The organism is Kribbella sp. NPDC051770 (genome assembly GCF_040681455.1).
In the GTDB taxonomy this organism is placed as follows: Bacteria; Actinomycetota; Actinomycetes; order Propionibacteriales; family Kribbellaceae; genus Kribbella.
Window position 1 is genome coordinate 748,377 of record NZ_JBFAYT010000002.1, and the last position, 21,227, is coordinate 769,603.

Genomic DNA, 21,227 nt, shown 5'->3' on the forward strand with positions numbered 1-21,227 from the left:
CCTCCTCGCATTGTCCTCGAACGTAGACAGTTTGCCAGTGTCCACGTTCGAAGACAATGCGTAAGTGTCCTTGTTCGAGGACATGATCAGCAGGCGCAGGCGACCCCGCGCGGTGCGACCAGGGGGTCGACGGCTCGGCGGCTGGTGCCCTCGGCGGTTTCCACCGGGAGTCCTTCGCGGGTCCAGTACTCGAAGCCGCCGAGCATCTCCTTGACCGGGTGGCCGAGGCGGGCGAACTCGAGGGCGGCTCGGGTCGCGCCGTTGCAGCCCGGGCCCCAGCAGTAGGTGACGACCGGGAGCCCGGCCGGTACGACGGTCGCCGCGCGGGCCTGGATCTCGCGGGTGGGGAGGTGGATCGCGCCGGGGACGTGGCCCTGGTCCCAGCTCTCCTGGCTGCGGGTGTCGATCAGTGCCCAGCCGCCGACGCCGGCACCGATGTCGGTGGCGACGTCCGAGCAGTCGGTCTCGAAGGCCAGGCGGGCGGCGAAGTGGGCGACGGCGGTCTCGGACGGGGCCGGCGGGACCTGCAGGACTGCTGACATCGGGACTCCTCACCTAGGGAGTCCCCAGCGTCGCCGACGCGCGACACCACAGAAAAGTGGCAGAAACGACCTTGTACCGCTAATTCCCGCCATTCATCTCGGCGACCATCGCCCGCGCCCGCGCCGTCTTGATCGCCTTGGTCAGCGTCTCGATGTCGTACGCGCCGTAGTGCCGCTGGCCGTTGATGAAGAACGTCGGTGTCCCGGACACCCCGCTCAGGTCGGCGGTCTCGACGTCGCGCGCCACCCGGCCGGCCGCCACGTGCCGCTTCACCTCGTCGTGGATCCGGTCGTCGTCCAGGCCGAGCTGCTTGGCGTACCGCATCAGGTCGCTCGGCTGCAGCTTGTCCTGGTTGGCCAGCAGCAGGTCGTGCATCTCCCAGAACGCGCCCTGGGCCGCCGCCGCCTCCGACACCTCGGCGGCGATCTGCGCCCGCGGGTGCACGTCGGTCAGCGGCAGGTGCCGCCACACGTAGCGCAGGTCGTCGTCCTTCAGCAGATCCCGTACGACGGTCTCCGCGAGCCCGCAGTACGGGCACTCGAAGTCGCCGTACTCGACCAGGGTCACCGACGCCGTCGCCGGGCCGCGGACGTGGTCGTTGTCGGGGTCGACCTCGTCGACGAGATCGATCAGCTGCTCGGCGTCGCCGAGCAGCGCGGCCGCCTTCTGCGGCGGCGACAGCAGCTTCGCCGCCCGGAACACCGTCCAGGTCACCGCCGACGCGATCACCAGCGTCGACAGCAGCCCGACCTTCGCCTCGGCCAGCGCGTCGCCCTCGAACGCCAACGTTGCGATCAGCAACGACACGGTGAACCCGATACCGGCGATCGTCCCGCTGCCCAGTACGCCGACCCAGCCGACCAGCGGCTTCACCCGGCCCTTGGTGAACCTGTTCAGCGCCCACGAGCTGACCGTCACCGCGATCGGCTTGCCGAACGTGTAGCCGAGGATGATGCCGAGCGTGATCGGCGACGTGTAGGCCTGGGCCAGGAAGTCCGGGTGGATGCTGATCCCGGCGTTCGCGAGCCCGAACAGCGGGACGATCAGGTAGCTCGTCCACGGGTGGTAGAAGTGCTGGAGCCGGTCGTTCGGCGACAGCGTCGAGGTCACCCCGAGCGTCGCGCTGCGGGCCAGCTCCGGCGTCGGCTGCTCACGGAACAGCCGGAACAGCCCGCTGGCCTGCTCGAGGTCGTCCCGGCCGGGCGAGTACGCCGGCGCGGTCAGCCCGATCGCGAGCCCGGCGACGACCGGGTCGACCCCGGAGGTGAGCAGCGCCGCCCAGGTCACGATGCCGAGGAACACGTAGAAGAACGGGTTCCGGACGCCGGCCAGTGACAGCGCGAAGATGATGCCGAAGGCCACGATTGCCGCCAGCAACGGCATCATCGCGATGTTCTCGCTGTAGACGATCGCGATCACCAGCAGCGCGATCAGGTCGTCGACCACGAAGACGGTGAGCAGGAAGACGCGGACCCGGTCCGGTACGCCGCGGCCGACCAGCGCCAGCAGGCCGAGCGCCAGCGCGGTGTCGGTCGACATCGCGACGCCCCAGCCGTGCGAGCCCTCGCCGCCGGCGTTGAAGGCGACGAAGACCAGGATCGGCAGAATCATCCCCGCGACGCCCGCGACCACCGGCAGCACGAACCGGCTCCGCTCGCGCAGGTCGCCCAGGTCGAACTCGCGCCGCGCCTCCAGCCCGACGACCAGGAAGAACAGCGTCATCAGACCGCTGTTGATCCACTCGCGCAGGTCGAGGCTGAGCTCCTCCTGACCGAGCTTCAGCGAGAAGTCGGTGTGCCAGAAGCTCTCGTAGGTGTCCGGCATCAGGTTCGCCCAGAGCAGCGCGAGCACGATCGCCGCCGCGAGCACGCCGGAGCTGCCCGCCTCGGTCCGCAGGAACGAGCGCATCGGCGTCGCGATCCCCCGGGTCCACAACGACCGCCCCGACAGTCGCGAAGTCGGCTCGGACACTTCAGTCCCCCTGCCCGGTCGGCCGGCGTACGGCGTAGGACTCCACGAGGGTCAGCATCGCATCCGGCGGCACCCGCAGCGGCTCAGGGTCGCCCACTGGGATGCAGAACCCAAAAGGCTCGGTCTACGCTCAGGCCCATGACCTATGTCGCGCGGATCGTGGACGTGCCCGGCAGCGGGCTCCGGCTCGAGCCGGCCGAAGGATCGGTCGCCCCGGAGCTGCCGAACGACGTGAACCTGCTGGGGATGGCGGCCGCGCTGGCGCTCGGCGCCGCGGGGTACAAGCACCACCCGGAGGTCCGGGACCCGGAGATGCAGACGCTCGAGGCGCTGCTCGCGGGAGAGGCCGTGATGCCGTGGCGGCACCCGGAGTCGCCGGCGGACGCCGTACTGGTGTGCGAGACCGGGCCCGGCGGGCCGCAGTGCCGGGTGGAGCAGCGGCCGGCCTGACCACTGACGCGATCGCGGGGAGATCTGCGCCACTGACGGTGGTTGAACCGCGAACGAGTTTGTATACAGTACTCCAGGGGTTGTCAGTCGATCCGAGGAGTTCCGATGAATGACCGTCCGCCGTTGCCGCCGTTCACCGCCGAGACCGCGGCCCAGAAGGTGCGCGCCGCCGAGAACGGCTGGAACAGCCGCAACGCCGAGGCCGTCTCGCTGGCCTACACCGAGGACACCTCCTGGCGGAACCGGGACACCTTCGTCACCGGCCGCGCCGAGGTGGTCGCGTTCCTGACCCAGAAGTGGGAGCGCGAGCTGGACTACCGGCTGATCAAGGAGCTGTGGGCCTACACCGGGAACCGGATCGCGGTGCGGTTCGTGTACGAGTGCCGCGACGCCGACGGGCAGTGGTACCGGTCGCACGGCAACGAGAACTGGGAGTTCGACGAGCACGGGCTGATGCGGGTCCGCAAGGCCAGCATCAACGACCAGCGGATCGAGGAAACCGACCGGTTGTTCCACTGGGACGCTCCTGGACCGCGGCCCGACGACCACCCGGGGTTGACCGACCTCGGGCTGTGATCTCAACACACATTTGACATCGGCCCGGCTAGGGGATTTCCGGCCGCACCCTGCATGATGTGCACTGTGGAACACTCCAGCCTCGGGGTGCCCTGACACTGACCCATGTCTGGAGCCCGGATGGCTGAGTTCGACCACGCCGCGACGACGTCGGCCGACGCGTTCGCCCAGCTCGCCGTCGAGCTGCACGACGCGCCCGGGATCGAGGAGACGATCGACGCGGTGGTGCAGTTCGCGCTGCAGGCGCTGAACTGCACGTACGCCGGGGTGGCGCTGCACCGGCGCGGCTCCCGGCCGGAGATCGCCGCGGTCACCGACCCGGTCGTCGCCGAGGTGTACGAGCTGCAGATCGACGACGGCGACGGCCCGCTGGTCACCGCACTGCGGGACCGCTCGAACGTGCTGATCCGCGACACCTCCACCGACACCCGCTGGCCGAAATGGACCGCCCGGGTCGCCCAGCTCGGCGTCCGCTCGGTCCTCGACGTCCCGCTCACCACCGGCACCGGGAGCAGCGCGTCGGTCGGCGTACTCGGTCTCTACAGCCCGGACCCCGACGCCTTCGGCGCCGACGACGAGGCGATCGCCCACATCCTCGCCCGGCACGCCTCGGTCGCCGTCGCCACCGCCCGCCACGAGGAGACGATGGCCCAGGCCGTCGACGCCCGAAAACTCGTCGGCCAGGCGATGGGCATCCTGATGGAACGCTTCGACGTCGACGGCGACCGAGCCTTCGCCATCCTCAAGCGCTACTCCCAGGACACCAACACCAAACTCCGCGACGTCGCCCAACACCTGATCGACACCCGCAAACTGCCCCACTAGTACGTACGCCGGCTGCTGCACCGCTCGGTACGCCGGCGAGGTGCCCCTCGACCGCCGCTGCGATGCGGCCGAGAAGGTCGGCTCGGGCTGAGGTCGCACCGGCCGGGAAAAGGCGGAGTGCTCGCAGCCGCCTTCGCTTCACTCGGCGGGGATGCACCTGCTGTCTCCGCCGCGGCTCCGCGGGCACCCCGCTGGCGGCGAGCGAAGCGATGCCTCGGGCGGACCACTCAGCGCTCTCCCGGCCGGTGCGGCCTTAGCCCGTACCGACCTTGTCGGCCGCATGGTCGCCTGCAGGTGCCGAGGCCAGCCGATCGCAACGAAGGCCCTGGGCGCAGCACCCGGCACCCAAGCGCAGCCAAGGGACAGCGAGGGGCCGAGGGGCCGAAGGGCCGAAGGGCCGAAGGGCCGAAGGGCCGAGCGTGCCACTCCGCCTTTCCCGGCCGGCGCGGCCTCAGCCGAAGCCGACCTTGTCGGCCGCATGATCGCCGGCCGGCGTGGAAGCTGGTGGTGAGTGGTGAGGGCGCCGTTGGTGCTCGGCGGATCGCGAGCGGCGGGTGTCGTCGGTGCTCGGTGTGTGGCGAGCACCGACGACTCCGGCGGTGCCCGGCGGGTGGAACTGGCAAGGCGCCGACAGAGGATTGCGTATTCTGCCGTGCAGATCGAGCTGTGGACGGGGGTGGGCTGGTGGCGGGTGGGTGGGAGCCGTTGGTGGGGCCGGCGCAGCGGGTTGGGTTGGAGATCTTGCTGGACGGGCCGTTGTCGCGGGCTGAGTTGTCGCGGCGGGTGGGGTTGTCGCCGGGGAGTTTGACGCGGATCACGAAGCCGATGCTGGAGTCGGGGTTGCTGGTCGAGGTGTCGGCGGGGCCGAGTGATCCGCGGGTGGGGCGGCCTTCGCAGCCGCTCGACGTGGTCGCGGCGGCGCATCATTTCGTGGGGATCAAGCTGACCGGGGATCACGCCGTGGGAGTGTTGACGACGCTCAGAGCTGAAGTGATCGCGACGGCTGACCTGCCGCTGCTGGAGCACAGTCCGCAAGCGGTGGCGGCGACGGTGGCTGAGCTGACGAAGACGCTGGCGGCGTACCAGCCCGAAACAGAGCTGAGCGGGCTCGGGGTTTCGCTCGGTGGGCATGTGGTGAACAAGAGCCAGGTCCGCTCCAGTGCCTTCCTCGACTGGTACGACGTACCGCTCGGCGACCTGCTCGCCGCGCACACCGACGTCCCGGTGGTGGTCGCGAACGACCTGACCGCGCTGACCGAGGCGACGCACTGGTTCGGCGCGGGGCGCGGGGCGGAGCGGTTCTGCCTGATCACGATCGGCGCCGGGATCGGCTTCGGCCTGGTCGTGCACGACCGGATCGTCGACAGCCCGGACGCCAGCCTCGGCCTGATCGGCCACCAGCCGCTGCTCGCCGACGGCCTGCGCTGCGAGCGCGGCCACGTCGGCTGTGCCAGCACGATCCTCACCACCGACGCGATCATCAGCCAGGTCAGCGAGGCCCTCGGCCGCGACCTCTCGTACGACGAGTGCCTGGACCTCGCCGCCCAAGGCGACCCGACCGCCAAGCCCCTGATCGACCGCGCCGGCTACGCCCTCGGCCGCCTCGTCGCGGCCGCGGCGAACTTCACGCTCCCCGACCGCGTCGTCCTCGGCGGCGAGGGCGTCCGCCTGGTCGAGATCGCCCACGACGCGCTCCTCGACGGCCTGCACTTCGACCGCCACCCGGAGGCGACCGATCCCCCGATCGTGCTGCTCGACGCGAGCTTCAACGAGTGGGCCCGCGGCGCCGCCGTGATCGCCATCCAGACCTTCGTCCTCGGCAGCTGAAACCCCTGTCGTAACTATCTATCTCGTGATAGACAGTTACCCATGGATGATCTGCTCCGCCGCTGGCAGTACGGCTGGGGTCTGTGCCGCGGCCTCGAACCCGCCGCCGACCGCAGCACTGCGCTCGACGTCACCCTCAACCTCCCGCACCGCGACCGCGAGTTCTTCGTCCGCCCCGACGCCGACCCGGCGCCGTGGATCGACGAGGCCCGCAACGCCGCCCGGCCGACCTGGCTGACCGTCACCACCAACACACCCGACGAAGCCGCCGCCGAGCTCACCGACGGCGGCCTCACGCTCTTCCCCGAGCGCCGTCTCCTGATGACCATCGAACTCCGCGCACACCCCGTGCCGACCCACCGACACACGGTGCTGAAATCCACCGAAGGCCCGCTCGAACGCGTCCGGATCCCCGGTTGGCAAGAAGACGCCGCGTCCGGCGATCGAAACGAAACGCCCACCACAGAGGCCGCCCGAGGCATGGCAGCCATCACCAACCTCGACGCCGTCATGCACGACATCCACACCGACCCGGCGTACCGCCGTCAGGGTCTCGGCAGCATCGTCATGGGCGCACTCGCCGAACGCGCACGGGAACGAGGCGCGACCACCGGCCTCCTGATGGCGACCGTCGACGGCGCCGCCCTCTACCGCCGGCTCGGATGGGTGCCTCAGGCAACCATGTTGACGGCTACGGCCGCCTAGCCCGGTGCGCGGCGACCTTCGTCCGGTTCTGGCAGGCCGTCGAGCAGTACCGCTGCGTCCGGCTCCGCGTGCTGTCCAGGAACAGGTTGTCGCACCGCTCCGCCTCACAGCCACGCAGCCGCGACGCGTCGTTCCCGATCACCCGCGCGACCGCCGTCGCGAACTCGGCGAGCCACCCGATCGCAACGGACACACCGGTTCCGGCGAAGTGCAGGTGCCACGGCTGGTCTCCTTCGCGGACCAGTCGCGGCGTCGCCATCGTCCGTTCGAGCATCGCGTTCACACCATCGGCCGCGGCGTCCACGTCGTCGTCGACGAGCAGCCGCAGTACGCCGTACAGCTCGCGCCCACCCTCGGCGAAGGTCGGCAGATCGATCTCGGGCACCCGCCGCGTGGTCAGCCGCAACGAAGCGACCACTCCGGCTTCGTCCCCCTCCGGCCGGGCCCTTCCCTGCGCGAACCCGGACCCGAACACGTTCGCCAGCGCCACGGCGGCGAGGAACGAGTCGCTCAGATGATCGGTGTCCGGCACCGGACAACCCTAGCGGCCCGGATCAACGACCAATGACCGATGACACCGCCCGGATCGTGGCCGCACTCGTCCTAAGGGACGGTTGCGGAGGGCCCGGCATGCTACCAGGGTCGTAGCCGGGGCCCCGGAAACCTCCGACCTCGATCGGATGTGCACCTCGTTGCCAACTACAACAATGGTCGGCATGAACCTGGTGCAGAGTCCACCGCGGGCCGTGATCGGCCTGGCGGAGGCGGCGATCGACCTCGGCGCGGTCCGGGCGAATGTTCGCCACTACCAGCGACAGCTCCGGCCCGGCACGGCGATCATGGCGGTCGTGAAGGCGAACGGCTTCGGCCACGGCGCGGTCCAGATCGCCAAGGCCGCGGTCGATGCGGGCGCGACCTGGCTGGGCGTCGCCCGCGCCGACGAGGCGCTGGAGCTGCGCGCCGCCGGCCTGACGGTCCCGATCCTCGCCTGGCTGTACGACGCGACCGAGCTGATGTGGCTGTCCGACGTCGACGTCAGTGTGGCAACGGTTTCCGAGCTGCAGCAGGTGGTCTCGGCGCCGAGCGTGCACCACGTTCACCTCAAACTCGACACCGGTCTGCACCGCGGTGGCAGTACACCGGACCAGTGGATCGAGCTGACCCGCGCGGCCGCGCACTACGAGGCGCTCGGCGCGATCAAGGTGCGCGGCATCTGGTCGCACCTGTCGCACGGCGACGATGCCGCCGCGCCGCACAGCCGTCGGCAGCTCGAGCTGCTCCGGGCGGGCGTCGTACTGGCCCGGCGAGCCGGGCTCGAACCGTCGGTCATCCACCTGGCCAACTCGGCCGGTGCGCTCACCCTCGACGCACCGGACTGCAACCTGGTCCGGATCGGCGCCGGTCTGTACGGCATCGACGAGATGGGTGCCGGGCTGCGGCCCGCGATGCAGCTGGTCACCAAGGTCGCGCAGGTCCGCCGGATCCGGGCCGGTGAAGGCGTTTCGTACAACCACTCCTACGTGACTCCGACCGACACCACCATCGCGCTGATTCCGCTCGGGTACGCGGACGGAATCCCCCGCTCCGCCGGAGCCGGGGGCGCAGGCGCGGACACGGAGGCCTCCGTGCTGGTCCGCGGCGTCCGGATGCCGGTCCGCGGCCGGATCGCGATGGACCAGTTCCTGGTCGACGCCGGTGACCTGCCGGTCGAGCCCGGCGAGCCGGTGGTGGTCTTCGGCCCCGGCGACCAGGGCGAGCCGACCGCGGCCGACTGGGCGCAGTGGGCCGGCACCATCCCGCACGAGATCTACACCGGCCTCGGGTCCCGGGTGCCGCGTCGTTACAAGGAGGCAACCCGGTGAAGGTCGCAGTGATCATGGGCGGCGTCAGCCCCGAGCACGAGGTGTCGCTGGCCAGCGGCAACGGCATCGCCGCCGCGGCCACCGAGCTCGGCCACTCGGTCGTCCAGCTGGTGATCGAGCGCGACGGCAGCTGGCGCGACGGTCAGCACGAGGCGATCGAGCTGCTGCAGGACTGCGACGTCGCCGTACCGGCCCTGCACGGTCAGGGCGGTGAGGACGGTGTCATCCAGGGCTTCCTCGACCAGCTCCGCGTCCCGTACGTCGGCAGCGGCGTCGCCGCGAGCGCCGTCGGGCTCGCCAAGCCGATGACGAAGGCGGTGCTGCGCGCGTACGGTCTGCCGGTCACGCCCGGGATCACCTTGCACGGCGCCGATCTGCGGGACCCCGAGGCCGCGCACCAGCAGCTGAAGGAGGCCGGCATCGAGTTCCCGGTCTTCGTGAAGCCGGGCAACGGCGGTTCGAGCTACGGCGTGACGCGGGTGACCGACGCGGCCGCGCTGGCCGAGGCGATCGTGCTGGCCGCCGGGCTGGACGGCCAGGTGCTGGTCGAGCAGGAGATGCGGGGCCGCGAGATCGACCTCGCGGTGATGGAGTTCCCCGACGGCCGGGTCGACGCCGGGCCGGCGCTGGAGATCCACAGCACCCCGGAGCAGCCGTTCTTCAACACCACCGCCAAGTACTCCGAGGGCGCGGGCGAGCAGTTCGCCGTACCGGCTCCGCTGGACGCTGATCTGGCCGCGACGCTTCGGCGTACGGCGGTGGAGGTGTTCGAGACGCTCGGCTGCGCGGGCCTGGCCCGGGTCGACTTCTTCGTGCCGGCCGACGGCCGCCCGGTGGTCAACGAGATCAACACGTTCCCCGGTTTCACACCCGCGTCGCAGTTCCCGCTGATGTGGGCCGCCGCCGGGATGTCGTACGCCGATGTCGTGCAGAACCTGCTGGAGACCGCGCGTGCCCGTGCTGCTGAGTGACGAACGGATCACCCGGATCCCGGCGATCGAGAGCGGCGAAGCACTGGTCGACCTGTACGGCCGGGGCGTGCTCGCCCGCGACCGCCAGTTCGTCCGGGACGGTCTCGCCGACCGGCTGGCGATCGCGGACAGCTTCCTGCCGACGGGCATCCGCCTGTACGTCGTCGAGGGGCTGCGCGAGCTGAAGCTGCAGCAGGAGATCTACGACGGCTACCGCGCCGAGCTGACCGAGCTGCACCCGGGCATCTCCGACGCCGACGTGCACGTCCTGGCCAGCCGCTTCGTCTCGCCGGTCGAGGTCGCGCCGCACGTCGCGGGCGCCGCGGTCGACCTGACGCTGGTCGGCGAGCACGGGCCGTTCGACCTGGGGACGCCGATCGACGCGACCCCCGAGCAGTCCGACGGCGCGTGCTTCTTCGACGCGGCCAACATCAGCCGGGAGGCCCGGAACAACCGCGCGCTGCTGGCCGACGTACTGACTGCGGCCGGGCTGGTGAACTACCCGACCGAGTGGTGGCACTGGTCGTTCGGCGACCGCTACTGGGCGTACGCCGAGAAGCAGCCGCATGCGATCTACGGGCCGGTCGAGCGCCCGGTGCTCTCCCCGCACTGCTGAGCCAGGCCGGCCAGGATCTCCACCAGGTCCGGCCGGTCGAACGGGCCGACGTGCGGCGCGTCGATGCTGCGCACGTCGGTCGGGTTGTCCGGGGTGAGCCGGTCGGCTTCGGCGATGAAGCGGTCCTGCAGCGCGAGCGGGATCAGACGGTCTTGGGTGAAGCGCACGTAGGTCCTGGGAATCCTTCCCCACGTCTCGGCCCGGCCGCGCGCTTCGGTGAGCGGGATGCTCGCCGACTCGTCCGGTTCGAGCATGTTCAGCAGCCGGCTGACCCCTTCGTCGGTGAAGTCGCCGGCCAGGCACCGCTTGACCGCGTCGAACACCGCCGGGTTCGCGGACCGCCAGTTCACCCGCGTCGCCCCCAGCACCGCGGGATCGGCGACGATCGCCGCCTGGATCAACGGCAGCAGGCTCTCGGCGTTCTCCGGCGTCTCCAGGTAACTCACCATGTTCGGCAGGTCCACACAGCAGTACGCCGCCAGGTAAACGACCCGATCGAGCAGCTCCGGGATCTCGTTCCCGACCCGGCTCAGGGTGACGCCACCCTGACTCGCCCCCGCCAGGATCACCGGCCCGGACACCCGCCGTACGGTCTCGACGACGCGCGCGACGTTGTCCTCCACGGTCACCTTTGCCAACGGCGACGGCTCGACGGCCAGCGCCTCCAGGTCCTGCGGTGCTTGGTAGGCCCGCGGGTAGAACGCCTCGTCGCCGTGCCCCGGCAGATCCACCCCGACGCTCCGCACACCGCGCAGGGTCAGCTCACGCACCAGCCCCGCGCACCAGTACGACGAGGAATTGGTGCCATGGACAACGATCACGGTCGGTTGGTCGGTCATCGGTTCTCCTTGAACATCGGCCACAGCAGCGGACTGTCCGCCACCTGTACGGGTTCACCCAGGTCAGCGAACCCGTGGCGCAGATACAGATCCCGGCTCCGCGGCGAGCTCGCCTCCAGGTAGACCCCGAGCTCCGCACCCTCCAGCCCGTCGCGCAGCAGCTCCGACCCGAGCCCGGCACCTCGCCGTCCGGGGATCACTCCCATGCAGGACAGGTAGAGGTGCGGCTCCCGGGGATGACGTCCGGCCAGGGCGCGGCCGAGCTCCTGCAGCCGGCCGTCGCCGTCCGGCGCGGGCGCCGGAGCAAGGACCTTCAGCCACAGGGCCGCGGCTTCGGTGCCGATCACGTGGGTCTGCGCGAAGGGCAGTTGGGCGCGGTAGAAGCGTGCCTGCCGGTGGTCTCGATCGGCTGGATCGGGAAAGAGCCAGTGGACCAGCGGATCGTCGGCGAAGGCGGCGGTGAGAATCTCCACCGCGAGGTCGTGTTCCTGCGTCTCTGACACCATGCGTACACCGTATTTTCGCCTGCTCAGCAGCCCAACGCCTGCAGGAGAATCGGCGACCACAAGTGTTCCGGTGGACTAGTACACTTCACGGCATGACCGAGCCTCCGTACCAGCGGATCGTGGCCGGGCTGCGGGCGGCGATCCTGGCCGGGGAGCTGCGGCCCGGGCAGCGGGTGCCGTCGGTGCGGCAGATCGCTCGCGAGTACGGCGTGGCGGCGGCGACCGCGAGCCGGGTGCTCGCGGCGTTGCGGGCCGATGGGCTGGTCGAGTCCAAGGTCGGGTCCGGGACCGTCGTGCGCGCGGCGGCGCCGCGTGTTCGGCGTACCGGCGTGGGGCTGAACCGCAAGCGGGTGCTGCGCGCCGCCATCGGGATCGCGGACCGGGAGGGGCTGGACGCGGTCTCGATGCGCCGGCTGGCGAGCGAGCTGGAGGTCGGCCCGATGTCGCTGTACCGGCACGTGGCCGGCCGGGACGAGCTGACGACGCAGATGGCCGACGAGGTGTTCGGCGAGATCGAGCTGCCGACGCCGGGCCCCGACGGGTGGCGGGCGAAGCTCGAGCTACTCGCCACCGAGCAGTGGGCCCTGTGCCACCGGCACGTCTGGCTGCCGCGCGCTGTCTCCTTCACCCGCCCGCTGCTCGCGCCGAACATGATGGCGCAGACCGAGTGGACCCTCGCCGCGCTCGACGGATTGAACCTGTCGATGACGACGAGGATGCGAGAAGCGCTGACGCTGCACGCACTCGTGGTCTCGTCCGCACTCGCGCGAGCGGACGAGGTCGAGGCCGAGCAGGAGACCGGCGTGACCCTCGAGCTCTGGGCGCTCGACCAGCGCGAACGCGCCGGCGAGCTGCTCACCAGTGGGCAGTTTCCCTTGCTGGCCAGGGTTTCCGACGAGACCGTGGCCGATCTGGACGGATTGTTCGCCTACAGCCTGGCCCGGCACCTGGACGGATTCGCTGCCCTGCTTGAGGATCCCTTGCGTTCCGGCGATTAAGGGCATCATACTGTGCTCTAAATACCGGCCCCTGCATACTGGATATTGATAGCAGCTGCCTATCACGTGATAGGCAGCATTGCTTTGACCCCAGCCCTGCGGGCAGGGACCGTGGTTGCATGACGATGCCTGTCACGGATTCCGCCCCTGTGCCCGGTGCCGGGCGCCCCCAACGCGTCCGCGAGATCGCGACCGAACGTCGCCGAATGCGCGGTGCCCTGATGCCGATCCTGCACGCCGTGCAGGAGGAGTTCGGCTGGGTCAGCCAGACCGACGTGCCGGTGATCGCCGACGTGCTGAACCTGTCGGTGGCCGAGGTCCACGGCGTCGTCACCTTCTACCGCGACTTCCGGCGCGAGCCCGGCGGCCGCACCACCGTGCGGATCTGCCAGGCCGAGGCCTGCCGGTCCGTCGGCGGTGTCGAGCTCGCCGACCACGCCAAGCGCACGACCGGCCTCGGCTTCGGCGAGACGACGTACGACGGCCGCCTGACCGTCGACGAGGTGTTCTGCCTCGGCAACTGCGCGCTCGGCCCGGCCGTCCAGGTCGGCGACAAGGTCCACGGCCGGGTCACGCCGGCCCGGCTCGACGCGATCCTGGGAGAGGCCCGATGACCACCAAGGTGTTCGTGCCGCGCGACATGGCGGCCAAGTCGGTCGGCGCCGACGAGGTCGCCGAGCGGGTGCTGGCCGCGGCTCGCGCCGCCGGGACCGAGATCGAGCTGGTCCGCAACGGCTCCCGCGGCATGCTCTGGCTGGAGCCGATGATCGAGGTCGAGACCGCCGAGGGCCGCGTCGGCTACGGCCCGGTCGCCCCCGAGGACGTCGACGGCCTGGTCGCCGCGGGCATGCTCGAAGGCGCCGCGCTGGCCGCGGCCGGTGACGACCCGACAGCGGGCCCGTACCTGGGTCTGGTCGAGGACCTGCCGTGGATGAAGCGGCAGCAGCGCCTCACCTTCCAGCGCGTCGGCCTCGTCGACCCGCGCTCGGTCGACGACTACACCGCCAACGACGGCTTCGCCGGGCTGAAGAAGGCGCTCACGATGACACCGGCCGAGGTGGTCGAGGAGGTCGTCGACTCCGGCCTGCGCGGCCGCGGCGGCGCCGGCTTCCCGACCGGGATCAAGTGGCGCACGGTGCTCGGCGCCGAGTCCGACCTCAAGTTCGTCTGCTGCAACGCCGACGAGGGCGACTCCGGGACCTTCGCCGACCGGATGCTGATCGAGGGCGACCCGTTCGTGCTGATCGAGGGCATGACGATCGCGGCGTACGCCGTGGGCGCCACCGAGGGCTACGTGTACCTGCGCTCGGAGTACCCAGACGCCGTCGAGGCGCTGAACGCGGCGATCGTGACGTGCCGCGACAACGGCTGGCTCGGCGAGAACATCCTCGGCTCGGGTCTCACCTTCGACCTGCAGGTCCGGGTCGGCGCGGGTGCGTACATCTGCGGTGAAGAGACGTCGATGCTGGAGAGCCTCGAGGGCAAGCGCGGGATGGTCCGGGCCAAGCCCCCGATCCCTGCCCTGGAAGGGCTTTTCGGCAAGCCGACCGTGGTGAACAACGTGTTGTCGCTGGCCACCATCCCGACGATCCTGGCCAACGGCGCCGCGGCGTACGCGGCGTACGGTGTCGGCCGGTCGCTCGGGACGAGCGTGTTCCAGCTCGGCGGCAACATCGCCCGTGGCGGTGTCGTCGAGACGGCGTTCGGGATCACCCTCGGCGAGCTGGTCAACGACCTCGGCGGGGGCAGCGCCTCCGGCCGCCCGGTCCGCGCGGTCCAGGTCGGTGGGCCACTGGGGGCCTACCTGCCGGTCAGCCAGTTCGACCTGCCGATGGACTACGAGGCCTTCGCCGCGGCCGGCGCGATGGTCGGCCACGGCGGCATCGTCGTCTTCGACGAGTCGGTCGACATGGCTGCGATGGCCCGCTTCGCGTTCGAGTTCTGCGCGGAGGAATCGTGCGGCAAGTGCACCCCGTGCCGGGTCGGCGCGGTCCGCGGTGTCGAGACCATCGACCGGATCGTGGCCGGCCAGGACCGGCGCAAGAACCTCGTCCTGCTGGACGACCTGTGTGACCTGATGACCGACGGTTCGCTCTGTGCGATGGGCGGACTCACCCCGCTGCCGGTACGCAGTGCTGTCCGCCACTTCGGAGAGGACTTCGACGCATGACCCTGCTCAAGGAACCCGACTTCGGCACTCCCGCTCGAAAGGGCGAAGCGACGGTCGAGCTGACCGTCGACGGGATCGCCGTCACCGTCCCACCCGGTACGTCGGTGATGCGCGCGGCCAAGCAGGCCGGTGTCGACATCCCGAAACTCTGTGCCACCGACAACCTGGAGGCGTTCGGCTCCTGCCGGCTGTGCGTCGTCGAGATCGACGGCGCCCGCGGTACGCCGGCCTCCTGCACCACGCCGGTCGGCCCGGGCATGGTGGTCCGGACCCAGAACGAGAAGCTCGGCAAGCTGCGCCGCGGCGTGATGGAGCTGTACATCTCCGACCACCCGCTGGACTGCCTGACCTGCTCGGCCAACGGCGACTGTGAGCTGCAGGACATGGCCGGCGTGACCGGCCTGCGCGAGGTCCGGTACGGCTCCGGCGTGGACGCCGGCGCGAACCACATGGACCTGGAGACCGACCACTCCAACCCGTACTTCGACTTCGAGGCGTCCAAGTGCATCGCCTGCTCGCGCTGCGTCCGCGCCTGTGACGAGGTCCAGGGCACGCTCGCGCTGACCATCGAGGGCCGTGGCTTCGACTCCAAGGTCGCCGCCGGCGCCGGTGTCTCGTTCATGGAGTCCGACTGCGTCTCCTGCGGCGCCTGCGTGCAGGCCTGCCCGACCGCGACGCTGCAGGAGAAGTCGGTCGTCGAGCTCGGCATGCCGACCCGCTCGGTGATCACCACCTGCGCGTACTGCGGGGTCGGCTGCTCGTTCAAGGCCGAGCTGCGCGGTGACGAGCTGGTCCGGATGGTCCCGTACAAGGACGGTGGCGCCAACGAGGGCCACTCCTGCGTGAAGGGCCGGTTCGCCTTCGGGTACGCCGACCACCCGGACCGCGTGCTGGCGCCGATGATCCGCGACTCGATCGAGGAGGAGTGGCGGACCGTCTCCTGGGAGGAGGCGATCGGCTTCACCGCGCGCCGGCTGCGCGAGATCCAGGCCGAGCACGGCCAGGGCTCGATCGGCGGCATCACCTCGTCGCGGACCACCAACGAGGAGGTGTACGTCGTCCAGAAGATGGTCCGCGCGGTCTTCGGCAACAACAACGTCGACACCTGCGCGCGGGTCTGCCACTCCCCCACCGGCTACGGCCTCAAGCAGACCTTCGGCGAGTCGGCCGGGACGCAGGACTTCAAGTCCGTCGACGACGCCGACGTGATCCTGGTGATCGGCGCGAACCCGACCGACGCGCACCCGGTGTTCGGGTCGCGGATGAAGAAGCGGCTGCGCCAGGGCGCGAAGCTGATCGTCGTCGACCCGCGCCGGACCGACCTGGTCCGCTCGCCGCACATCGAGGCCGAGTACCACCTGGCGCTGCAGCCCGGCACGAACGTCGCCGTGGTGAACGCGATCGGGCACGTCGTCGTCACCGAGGGGCTGGTCGACCGCGCGTTCGTCGACGCCCGCTGCGAGGGCTTCGAGGAGTGGGAGACCTTCATCGCCGGCCCGGAGCACAGCCCGGAGGCGGTCGAGGAGGTAACCGGCGTACCGGCGGCCGACCTCCGCGCGGCGGCTCGCCTCTACGCGACCGGCGGCAACGGCGCGATCTACTACGGTCTCGGCGTCACCGAGCACAGCCAGGGCTCCACCACCGTGATGGGGATGGCCAACCTGGCGATGGCGACCGGCAACATCGGCCGCTCCGGCGTCGGCGTCAACCCGCTGCGCGGCCAGAACAACGTGCAGGGCTCCTGCGACATGGGCTCCTTCCCGCACGAGCTGCCGGGGTACCGGCACGTCAACGACGACGGCGTCCGCGAGGTCTACGAACAGCTCTGGGGCACGCCGCTGCTGAACGAGCCCGGCCTGCGGATCCCGAACATGTTCGACTCCGCGATCGACGGCTCGTTCAAGGCGTTGTTCGTGCAGGGCGAGGACATCGCCCAGTCCGACCCGAACACCGCGCACGTGTTCGCGGCGCTCGGTGCGCTCGACCTGCTCGTCGTGCAGGACCTGTTCGTCAACGAGACGGCCAAGTTCGCGCACGTGCTGCTGCCCGGGACGTCGTTCCTGGAGAAGGACGGCACCTTCACCAACGCCGAGCGCCGGATCAACCGGGTCCGCCCGGTGATGGCGCCGCGGACCGGCAAGCAGGAGTGGGAGATCATCTGCGAGATCTCACAGGCGATGGGCTACCCGATGCACTACGACAACACCGCGCAGATCATGGCCGAGATCGCGATCACCACCCCGACCTTCACCGGCGTCTCCTTCGAGCGCCTCGACGAGGTCGGCTCGATCCAGTGGCCGTGCAACCTCGAGCACCCCGACGGGACGCCGGTGATGCACGAGGAGGAGTTCACCCGCGGCAAGGGCCGGTTCATGGAGACTGTGTACGTGCCCACCACCGAGCGGTCGACCCGCAAGTACCCGCTGATCCTGACCACCGGCCGGATCCTGTCGCAGTACAACGTGGGTGCGCAGACCCGGCGGACGGCGAACGTGGCGTGGCACCCGGAGGACATCCTGGAGCTGCACCCGCACGACGCCGAGGTGCGCGGGATCGAGGACGGCGACACGGTGGCCCTGTCCAGCCGGGTCGGCCGGACCACGCTGCACGCCAAGCTGTCCGAGCGGATGCCGGTCGGGGTCTGCTACACGACCTTCCACCACCCGATCACCGGCGCGAACGTGATCACCACCGACAACTCCGACTGGGCCACCAACTGCCCGGAGTACAAGGTGACCGCGGTCCAGGTCGACCTGGTCGTCGAGCCGTCTACGGTCGAGCGCGAGAAGGTCTCGGTGGGCCACTGATGAGCGCGACCACCCTGCCGCCGCACGTCCGGCTGGCCAACGAGATCGCCCGGCAGTTCGCCCACAAGCCGGCCGAGGTCGCGGCGACCTCGATCGCCAACCACATCAAGGCGGTCTGGGACCCGCGGATGAAGTCCGCCCTGGTCGCGCACCTGGAGGCAGGCGGTGAGGACCTCGACCCGGTCGCGGCCCTCGCCGCCCAGCAGCTGAAGGCCGGGTAGTGGCCCGACCCGGTCACCGGCACGCGGCGGCGGCCCTGCCCTGGGACGTCGCCCGCGAGCTGGCCCATGCGGCGGCCGCGGCTCTGGCGCCGCGGTCGCTGCCGCTGTCCGCCGCCGACGGTACGACGCTCGCGACGCCGCTGGTGTCGCCGGTCGCCGTACCGCCGGTGGATCGGTCGGCGATGGACGGGTACGCCGTACGAGGTGACGGGCCTTGGCAGGTGGTCGGGACTGTCCTGGTCGCCTCGGAGGTGTCTGCGTCGCTGCTGGAGGGCGAGGCTGTCGAGATCGTCACCGGGGCGGCTGTTCCTGCGGGGACGACTGGGGTCGTGCAGGAGGAGCGGGCTGTTCGGGACGGTGATCACCTGCTCGGGCGGGTGGTCGACGGGCAGCACATTCGGCGGGCTGGTGAGGAGTGTGCGGCCGGGGAGGTCCTGCTGCCGGCCGGGGTGCGGATCGATCCAGCTGTTCTCGGTTTGGCGGCTGCGGTCGGGCTCGACCGCTTGACGGTGATCCCGAAGCCGCGGGTCGCTGGGCTCGTCACCGGTGACGAGCTGGTCGTCCGCGGAGCCTCCGGCCCTGGTCGCGTCCGCGACGCGATCGGCCCGATGCTCCCCGGCCTGATCGGGCGTGCCGGTGGCGTCTGTACGGCGGTCACGCACCTGCCGGACACCCGCTCGGCGCTCGTCGACGCCCTGGAGAAGACCGAGGCCGACCTCATCCTCGTCTCCGGCTCCTCCGCCTCCGGACCTGCCGACCATCTCCGCTCCGGCTTGGCCGCTCTGGGTGCTGAACTCGTCATCGACGGCGTGGCCTGCCGCCCCGGGCATCCCCAAGCGCTCGCCCGCCTCGACGACGGCCGCCTGGTCGTCGGTCTCCCTGGCAACCCTTTCGCCGCCCTCACGGCGTTCCTCACCCTCGGCGTCGCCGCCCTGCACCGGATGCGCGCCCTCGCGCTCCCCACGTTGCCCGTAGCCCCCATCCCCGGCGGCCTGGCGGGCCACCCCACGAGCACGCGCCTGGTCCCCGTCCGCGTCACCCCCGAGGGCGCGGTCCCGGTGGGCCACGCCGGTTCAGCCATGCTCCGAGGCGCCGCCGCGGCTGACGCGCTGGCGATCATCGAGCCGGGCCCGACCACAGCAATCGCCGCCCGGCTGCTGTCGCTCGACCCGGGCGCTGCGCCCTGGCCGTGCTGATCCTCAGTGCCACGCCTCGACCATCGCGGCGATGGTCAGCTCCATGTTGCGGCCGAGCTGCGTCAGCCGTCCGTTTCGGTGCTCGGCGGCGTGGGCCGGATCGTCGAGGACCCCCCGGCGCATCCCGCTGTCCCCGGCCCCGTGCGTGAAGGCCTGCCGGATCACCGTCTGCTCCCCCTCGGGCTCCAGCACGTACTCCCAGTGCGCGAACGGCACGACCTCATCGCCGTACACGCTCCACCCGAACCGCCGCTCCGGCTCCGCTGCCGTGATGAGGCAGGTCACGTGCGTCTCGAACCCGTCCGGGAACCTGTTCCCGGCCGCGAACCTCGACCCAACCCGCACGGGCTCGTCCAGCCAGCGCCCGTAGACGCACTCGGGGCTCCACTCGCCGTACCGGTCCACGGCGGTGATCATCCGCCAGACCTCGCCGACGGGCAGCGCGACCCGTACCTCGACCTCGACCCGTGCTCCGGTGACTCCGTAGTCGTTCATGCCCGTGACGTCGGCGGCGCCGGCCGGGGCTCGACATTTCGCCCACCGGAGCTCCCCACGGGGCGGGAAGTGCGGGCGCACCTCGCCCCGAGCGCGGTTACTGTGGCGGGATGGGGCTGAGTATCGGGCAGGTGGCGGAGCGGACCGGGTTGAGCGTGCACGCGCTCCGGTTCTACGAGCGGGAAGGCATTCTCGCCGAGCCCGTGCGGCGGGAAGGCAACGGGCGGCGGATCTACAGCGAGGACGATGTGGACTGGCTGGAGATGTGTGTCCGGTTCCGCGCTTCGGGGATGCCGCTGGACACCATTCGGCGCTACACCGACCTCGTCCGCCAGGGTCCCGGGAACGAGGCAGAGCGGCTGGCGCTGCTGCAGGGGCATCAGCGGTACGTCGAGGAGCAGCTCGCGGCGCTCAACGCCTGCCACGAGGTGATCACCCACAAGGTGGAGATCTACCAGCAGCACCTCGGCGCCGGTACCGCCGACTGTCTGTGGACGATGCCCGCGTCAGCTGAGAGCGTCGAGGGCGAGCTGGACGTCCGCCTGGGTTGAGTAGACGTGGAAGGACGCCCGCAGGCGTCCGTCCCGTACGGCGGCCCGGATACCGGCCCGCTTGAACGCGTCATCGGCGCCCGGCACGTCGGCGCTCACGATCGCGGAGTCCCCCGGCGGCAGTCCGAGGCCGGCGCGGAACTCGTTGGCCAGCGCGAGGTTGTGCCGGTGGATCTTCTCGACGCCGATCTCCTCCAGCAGTTCGAGCGCAGGCGCGGCGCCGACGAAGCAGAACCACGCCGGTGACTGGTCGAACCGGCGCGCGCCCGCGGCGAGGTCCATCGCGGTTCCGTAGTACGAGCCGTGAACGTCGTCGGCGGCGTACCAGTTGGCGTGCAGCGGGCGGCAGCGCTCCTGCAGCTCCGGGGAGAGGTAGCCGAACGTCGCGCCGCGCGGCGCCATCAACCACTTGTAGCTGTGGGCAACCAGCGCGTCCACGCCGGTGACGTCGATCGGCAGCCACCCGGCCGCCTGACTCGCGTCGAGAACCACCAGCGCGCCGATCTCCTTGCTTGCGGCAACCACCGCCGGGAGGTCGAGCACCGACCCGGTCGAGGACTGCACGAGGCTGACGGCAACGACATCAATACCCGGCTGGATCGCCGCGACCAGCTTGTCGGTCGGCGCCGCCACCACCTCGATGCCCCGGTCGGCGTGCACCTGCCACGGGAACACGTTCGACGTGAACTCGACCGAGTCCGTGAGCACCTTCGCGCCGTCCGGCAGCGCGGCCGCGATCGGCGCGACCGCGGCCGACACCGTGCTCCCCACGAACACGTCCGCCACCGGCGCCCCGATCAGCCGCGCGAACGACTCACGCGACCGCGTCGTCGACCCGTCCCACGGCTCCCAACTGGTCGCGCCGACGTGCCAGTCAGCGAGCGCGGACTGCAGCGCTTCCCAGGCGAGGCGCGGCGGCAGCCCGTACGAGGCGGTGTTCAGCCAGCCCGGCTGCGGCTCCCAGAGGTGGGCGAAGTCGGCGACGTCCGTCATAGGTGCTCCCTGCGTGTGGCCCGAGCGGTCGGTGCCAGTCTGCGTCATCACCGCAAAGCAGGTTGACCTAGAGCGCGGTCTAGCTCCTAGGTTCGTGGGCACACC

22 protein-coding genes are annotated in these 21,227 nt (G+C 70.7%); 15 read left to right on the forward strand and 7 right to left on the reverse strand.

Translation table 11 applies throughout. The annotated features are described in order from the left end of the window. Positions 1–86: 86 nt before the first annotated feature. Both AB0M01_RS10295 and nhaA read right to left on the reverse strand, forming a co-directional pair. Positions 87–542 carry a rhodanese-like domain-containing protein gene (locus tag AB0M01_RS10295; RefSeq protein WP_363667652.1) on the reverse strand — a complete coding sequence of 152 codons (456 nt, stop codon included), beginning with the start codon at positions 540–542 and terminating at the stop codon, positions 87–89. A gap of 79 nt (positions 543–621) precedes the next feature. Continuing rightward, the gene (nhaA, locus tag AB0M01_RS10300; RefSeq protein WP_363667654.1) at positions 622–2,514 is read right to left on the reverse strand and encodes a Na+/H+ antiporter NhaA; all 1,893 of its coding nucleotides are present in this window, start codon (positions 2,512–2,514) and stop codon (positions 622–624) included. A gap of 138 nt (positions 2,515–2,652) precedes the next feature. Between nhaA and AB0M01_RS10305 the strand changes: the two genes are divergently transcribed. From AB0M01_RS10305 to AB0M01_RS10325, 5 genes are all read left to right on the forward strand, one after another. Next, positions 2,653–2,964 carry a hypothetical protein gene (locus AB0M01_RS10305; RefSeq protein ID WP_363667656.1) on the forward strand — a complete coding sequence of 104 codons (312 nt, stop codon included), beginning with the start codon at positions 2,653–2,655 and terminating at the stop codon, positions 2,962–2,964. 105 nt (positions 2,965–3,069) lie between these two features. Further along, positions 3,070–3,540, forward strand: a complete 471-nt coding sequence (locus AB0M01_RS10310; RefSeq protein WP_363667658.1) for a nuclear transport factor 2 family protein — start codon at positions 3,070–3,072, stop codon at positions 3,538–3,540. Between the two features lie 120 nt (positions 3,541–3,660). Then, on the forward strand, positions 3,661–4,365 hold the full coding sequence (locus AB0M01_RS10315; protein ID WP_363667660.1) for a GAF and ANTAR domain-containing protein: 705 nt from the start codon (positions 3,661–3,663) through the stop codon (positions 4,363–4,365). 732 nt (positions 4,366–5,097) lie between these two features. Beyond that, a complete protein-coding gene (locus AB0M01_RS10320) occupies positions 5,098–6,192 on the forward strand; it encodes an ROK family transcriptional regulator (protein WP_363667662.1) in 1,095 nt (364 codons plus the stop codon). A 42-nt stretch (positions 6,193–6,234) separates the two neighbouring features. After that, complete coding sequence (locus AB0M01_RS10325) at positions 6,235–6,897, forward strand: GNAT family N-acetyltransferase (protein WP_363667664.1); 663 nt, start codon at positions 6,235–6,237, stop codon at positions 6,895–6,897. On the opposite strand, the gene AB0M01_RS10330 is transcribed toward AB0M01_RS10325, so the two are convergent. Beyond that, the gene (locus tag AB0M01_RS10330; RefSeq protein ID WP_363667666.1) at positions 6,884–7,429 is read right to left on the reverse strand and encodes a CGNR zinc finger domain-containing protein; all 546 of its coding nucleotides are present in this window, start codon (positions 7,427–7,429) and stop codon (positions 6,884–6,886) included. The genes AB0M01_RS10325 and AB0M01_RS10330 overlap by 14 nt on opposite strands. Positions 7,430–7,613: 184 nt before the next feature. Between AB0M01_RS10330 and alr the strand changes: the two genes are divergently transcribed. From alr to AB0M01_RS10345, 3 genes are read left to right on the forward strand one after another with little or no spacing between them, the layout of a single operon-like run. Further along, on the forward strand, positions 7,614–8,759 hold the full coding sequence (alr, locus tag AB0M01_RS10335; protein ID WP_363667668.1) for an alanine racemase: 1,146 nt from the start codon (positions 7,614–7,616) through the stop codon (positions 8,757–8,759). Further along, positions 8,756–9,730 carry a D-alanine--D-alanine ligase family protein gene (locus tag AB0M01_RS10340; protein WP_363667670.1) on the forward strand — a complete coding sequence of 325 codons (975 nt, stop codon included), beginning with the start codon at positions 8,756–8,758 and terminating at the stop codon, positions 9,728–9,730. The genes alr and AB0M01_RS10340 overlap by 4 nt, the downstream gene beginning before the upstream one ends. Further along, positions 9,711–10,346, forward strand: coding sequence for a M15 family metallopeptidase (locus tag AB0M01_RS10345; RefSeq protein WP_363667672.1), 636 nt, complete (start codon positions 9,711–9,713; stop codon positions 10,344–10,346). Before AB0M01_RS10340 ends, AB0M01_RS10345 begins: the two co-directional genes overlap by 20 nt. On the opposite strand, the gene AB0M01_RS10350 is transcribed toward AB0M01_RS10345, so the two are convergent. Continuing rightward, positions 10,304–11,185, reverse strand: coding sequence for an alpha/beta hydrolase (locus AB0M01_RS10350; RefSeq protein ID WP_363667674.1), 882 nt, complete (start codon positions 11,183–11,185; stop codon positions 10,304–10,306). The two genes, AB0M01_RS10345 and AB0M01_RS10350, sit on opposite strands and share 43 nt — an antisense overlap. Continuing rightward, positions 11,182–11,691, reverse strand: a complete 510-nt coding sequence (locus AB0M01_RS10355) for a GNAT family N-acetyltransferase (protein WP_363667676.1) — start codon at positions 11,689–11,691, stop codon at positions 11,182–11,184. Before AB0M01_RS10355 ends, AB0M01_RS10350 begins: the two co-directional genes overlap by 4 nt. Before the next feature lie 92 nt (positions 11,692–11,783). On the opposite strand from AB0M01_RS10355, the gene AB0M01_RS10360 reads away from it, so the two are divergent. The 6 genes from AB0M01_RS10360 (at position 11,784) to AB0M01_RS10385 (ending at position 19,083) form a co-directional block, all read left to right on the forward strand. Continuing rightward, positions 11,784–12,689 (forward strand): GntR family transcriptional regulator, encoded by a 906-nt coding sequence (locus AB0M01_RS10360; RefSeq protein WP_363667678.1) that lies wholly within the window; start codon positions 11,784–11,786, stop codon positions 12,687–12,689. A gap of 119 nt (positions 12,690–12,808) precedes the next feature. Further along, positions 12,809–13,303 carry an NAD(P)H-dependent oxidoreductase subunit E gene (locus tag AB0M01_RS10365; RefSeq protein WP_363667680.1) on the forward strand — a complete coding sequence of 165 codons (495 nt, stop codon included), beginning with the start codon at positions 12,809–12,811 and terminating at the stop codon, positions 13,301–13,303. Further along, positions 13,300–14,859 carry an NADH-ubiquinone oxidoreductase-F iron-sulfur binding region domain-containing protein gene (locus tag AB0M01_RS10370; protein ID WP_363667682.1) on the forward strand — a complete coding sequence of 520 codons (1,560 nt, stop codon included), beginning with the start codon at positions 13,300–13,302 and terminating at the stop codon, positions 14,857–14,859. Before AB0M01_RS10365 ends, AB0M01_RS10370 begins: the two co-directional genes overlap by 4 nt. Beyond that, on the forward strand, positions 14,856–17,666 hold the full coding sequence (gene fdhF / locus AB0M01_RS10375; protein ID WP_363667684.1) for a formate dehydrogenase subunit alpha: 2,811 nt from the start codon (positions 14,856–14,858) through the stop codon (positions 17,664–17,666). Before AB0M01_RS10370 ends, fdhF begins: the two co-directional genes overlap by 4 nt. After that, entirely contained in the window at positions 17,666–17,887 is a 222-nt protein-coding gene (locus tag AB0M01_RS10380) for a formate dehydrogenase subunit delta (RefSeq protein ID WP_363667686.1), read from the forward strand. Before fdhF ends, AB0M01_RS10380 begins: the two co-directional genes overlap by 1 nt. Beyond that, on the forward strand, positions 17,887–19,083 hold the full coding sequence (locus AB0M01_RS10385) for a molybdopterin molybdotransferase MoeA (protein ID WP_363667688.1): 1,197 nt from the start codon (positions 17,887–17,889) through the stop codon (positions 19,081–19,083). The genes AB0M01_RS10380 and AB0M01_RS10385 overlap by 1 nt, the downstream gene beginning before the upstream one ends. A gap of 3 nt (positions 19,084–19,086) precedes the next feature. Here AB0M01_RS10385 and AB0M01_RS10390 read toward each other — a convergent pair whose 3' ends face one another. Next, positions 19,087–19,578 (reverse strand): SRPBCC family protein, encoded by a 492-nt coding sequence (locus tag AB0M01_RS10390; protein WP_363667690.1) that lies wholly within the window; start codon positions 19,576–19,578, stop codon positions 19,087–19,089. 110 nt (positions 19,579–19,688) lie between these two features. Between AB0M01_RS10390 and AB0M01_RS10395 the strand changes: the two genes are divergently transcribed. Continuing rightward, positions 19,689–20,129, forward strand: a complete 441-nt coding sequence (locus AB0M01_RS10395) for a MerR family transcriptional regulator (protein ID WP_363667692.1) — start codon at positions 19,689–19,691, stop codon at positions 20,127–20,129. Here AB0M01_RS10395 and AB0M01_RS10400 read toward each other — a convergent pair. Further along, positions 20,085–21,122, reverse strand: coding sequence for an aminotransferase class V-fold PLP-dependent enzyme (locus AB0M01_RS10400; RefSeq protein WP_363667694.1), 1,038 nt, complete (start codon positions 21,120–21,122; stop codon positions 20,085–20,087). The two genes, AB0M01_RS10395 and AB0M01_RS10400, sit on opposite strands and share 45 nt — an antisense overlap. Positions 21,123–21,227: the final 105 nt, after the last annotated feature.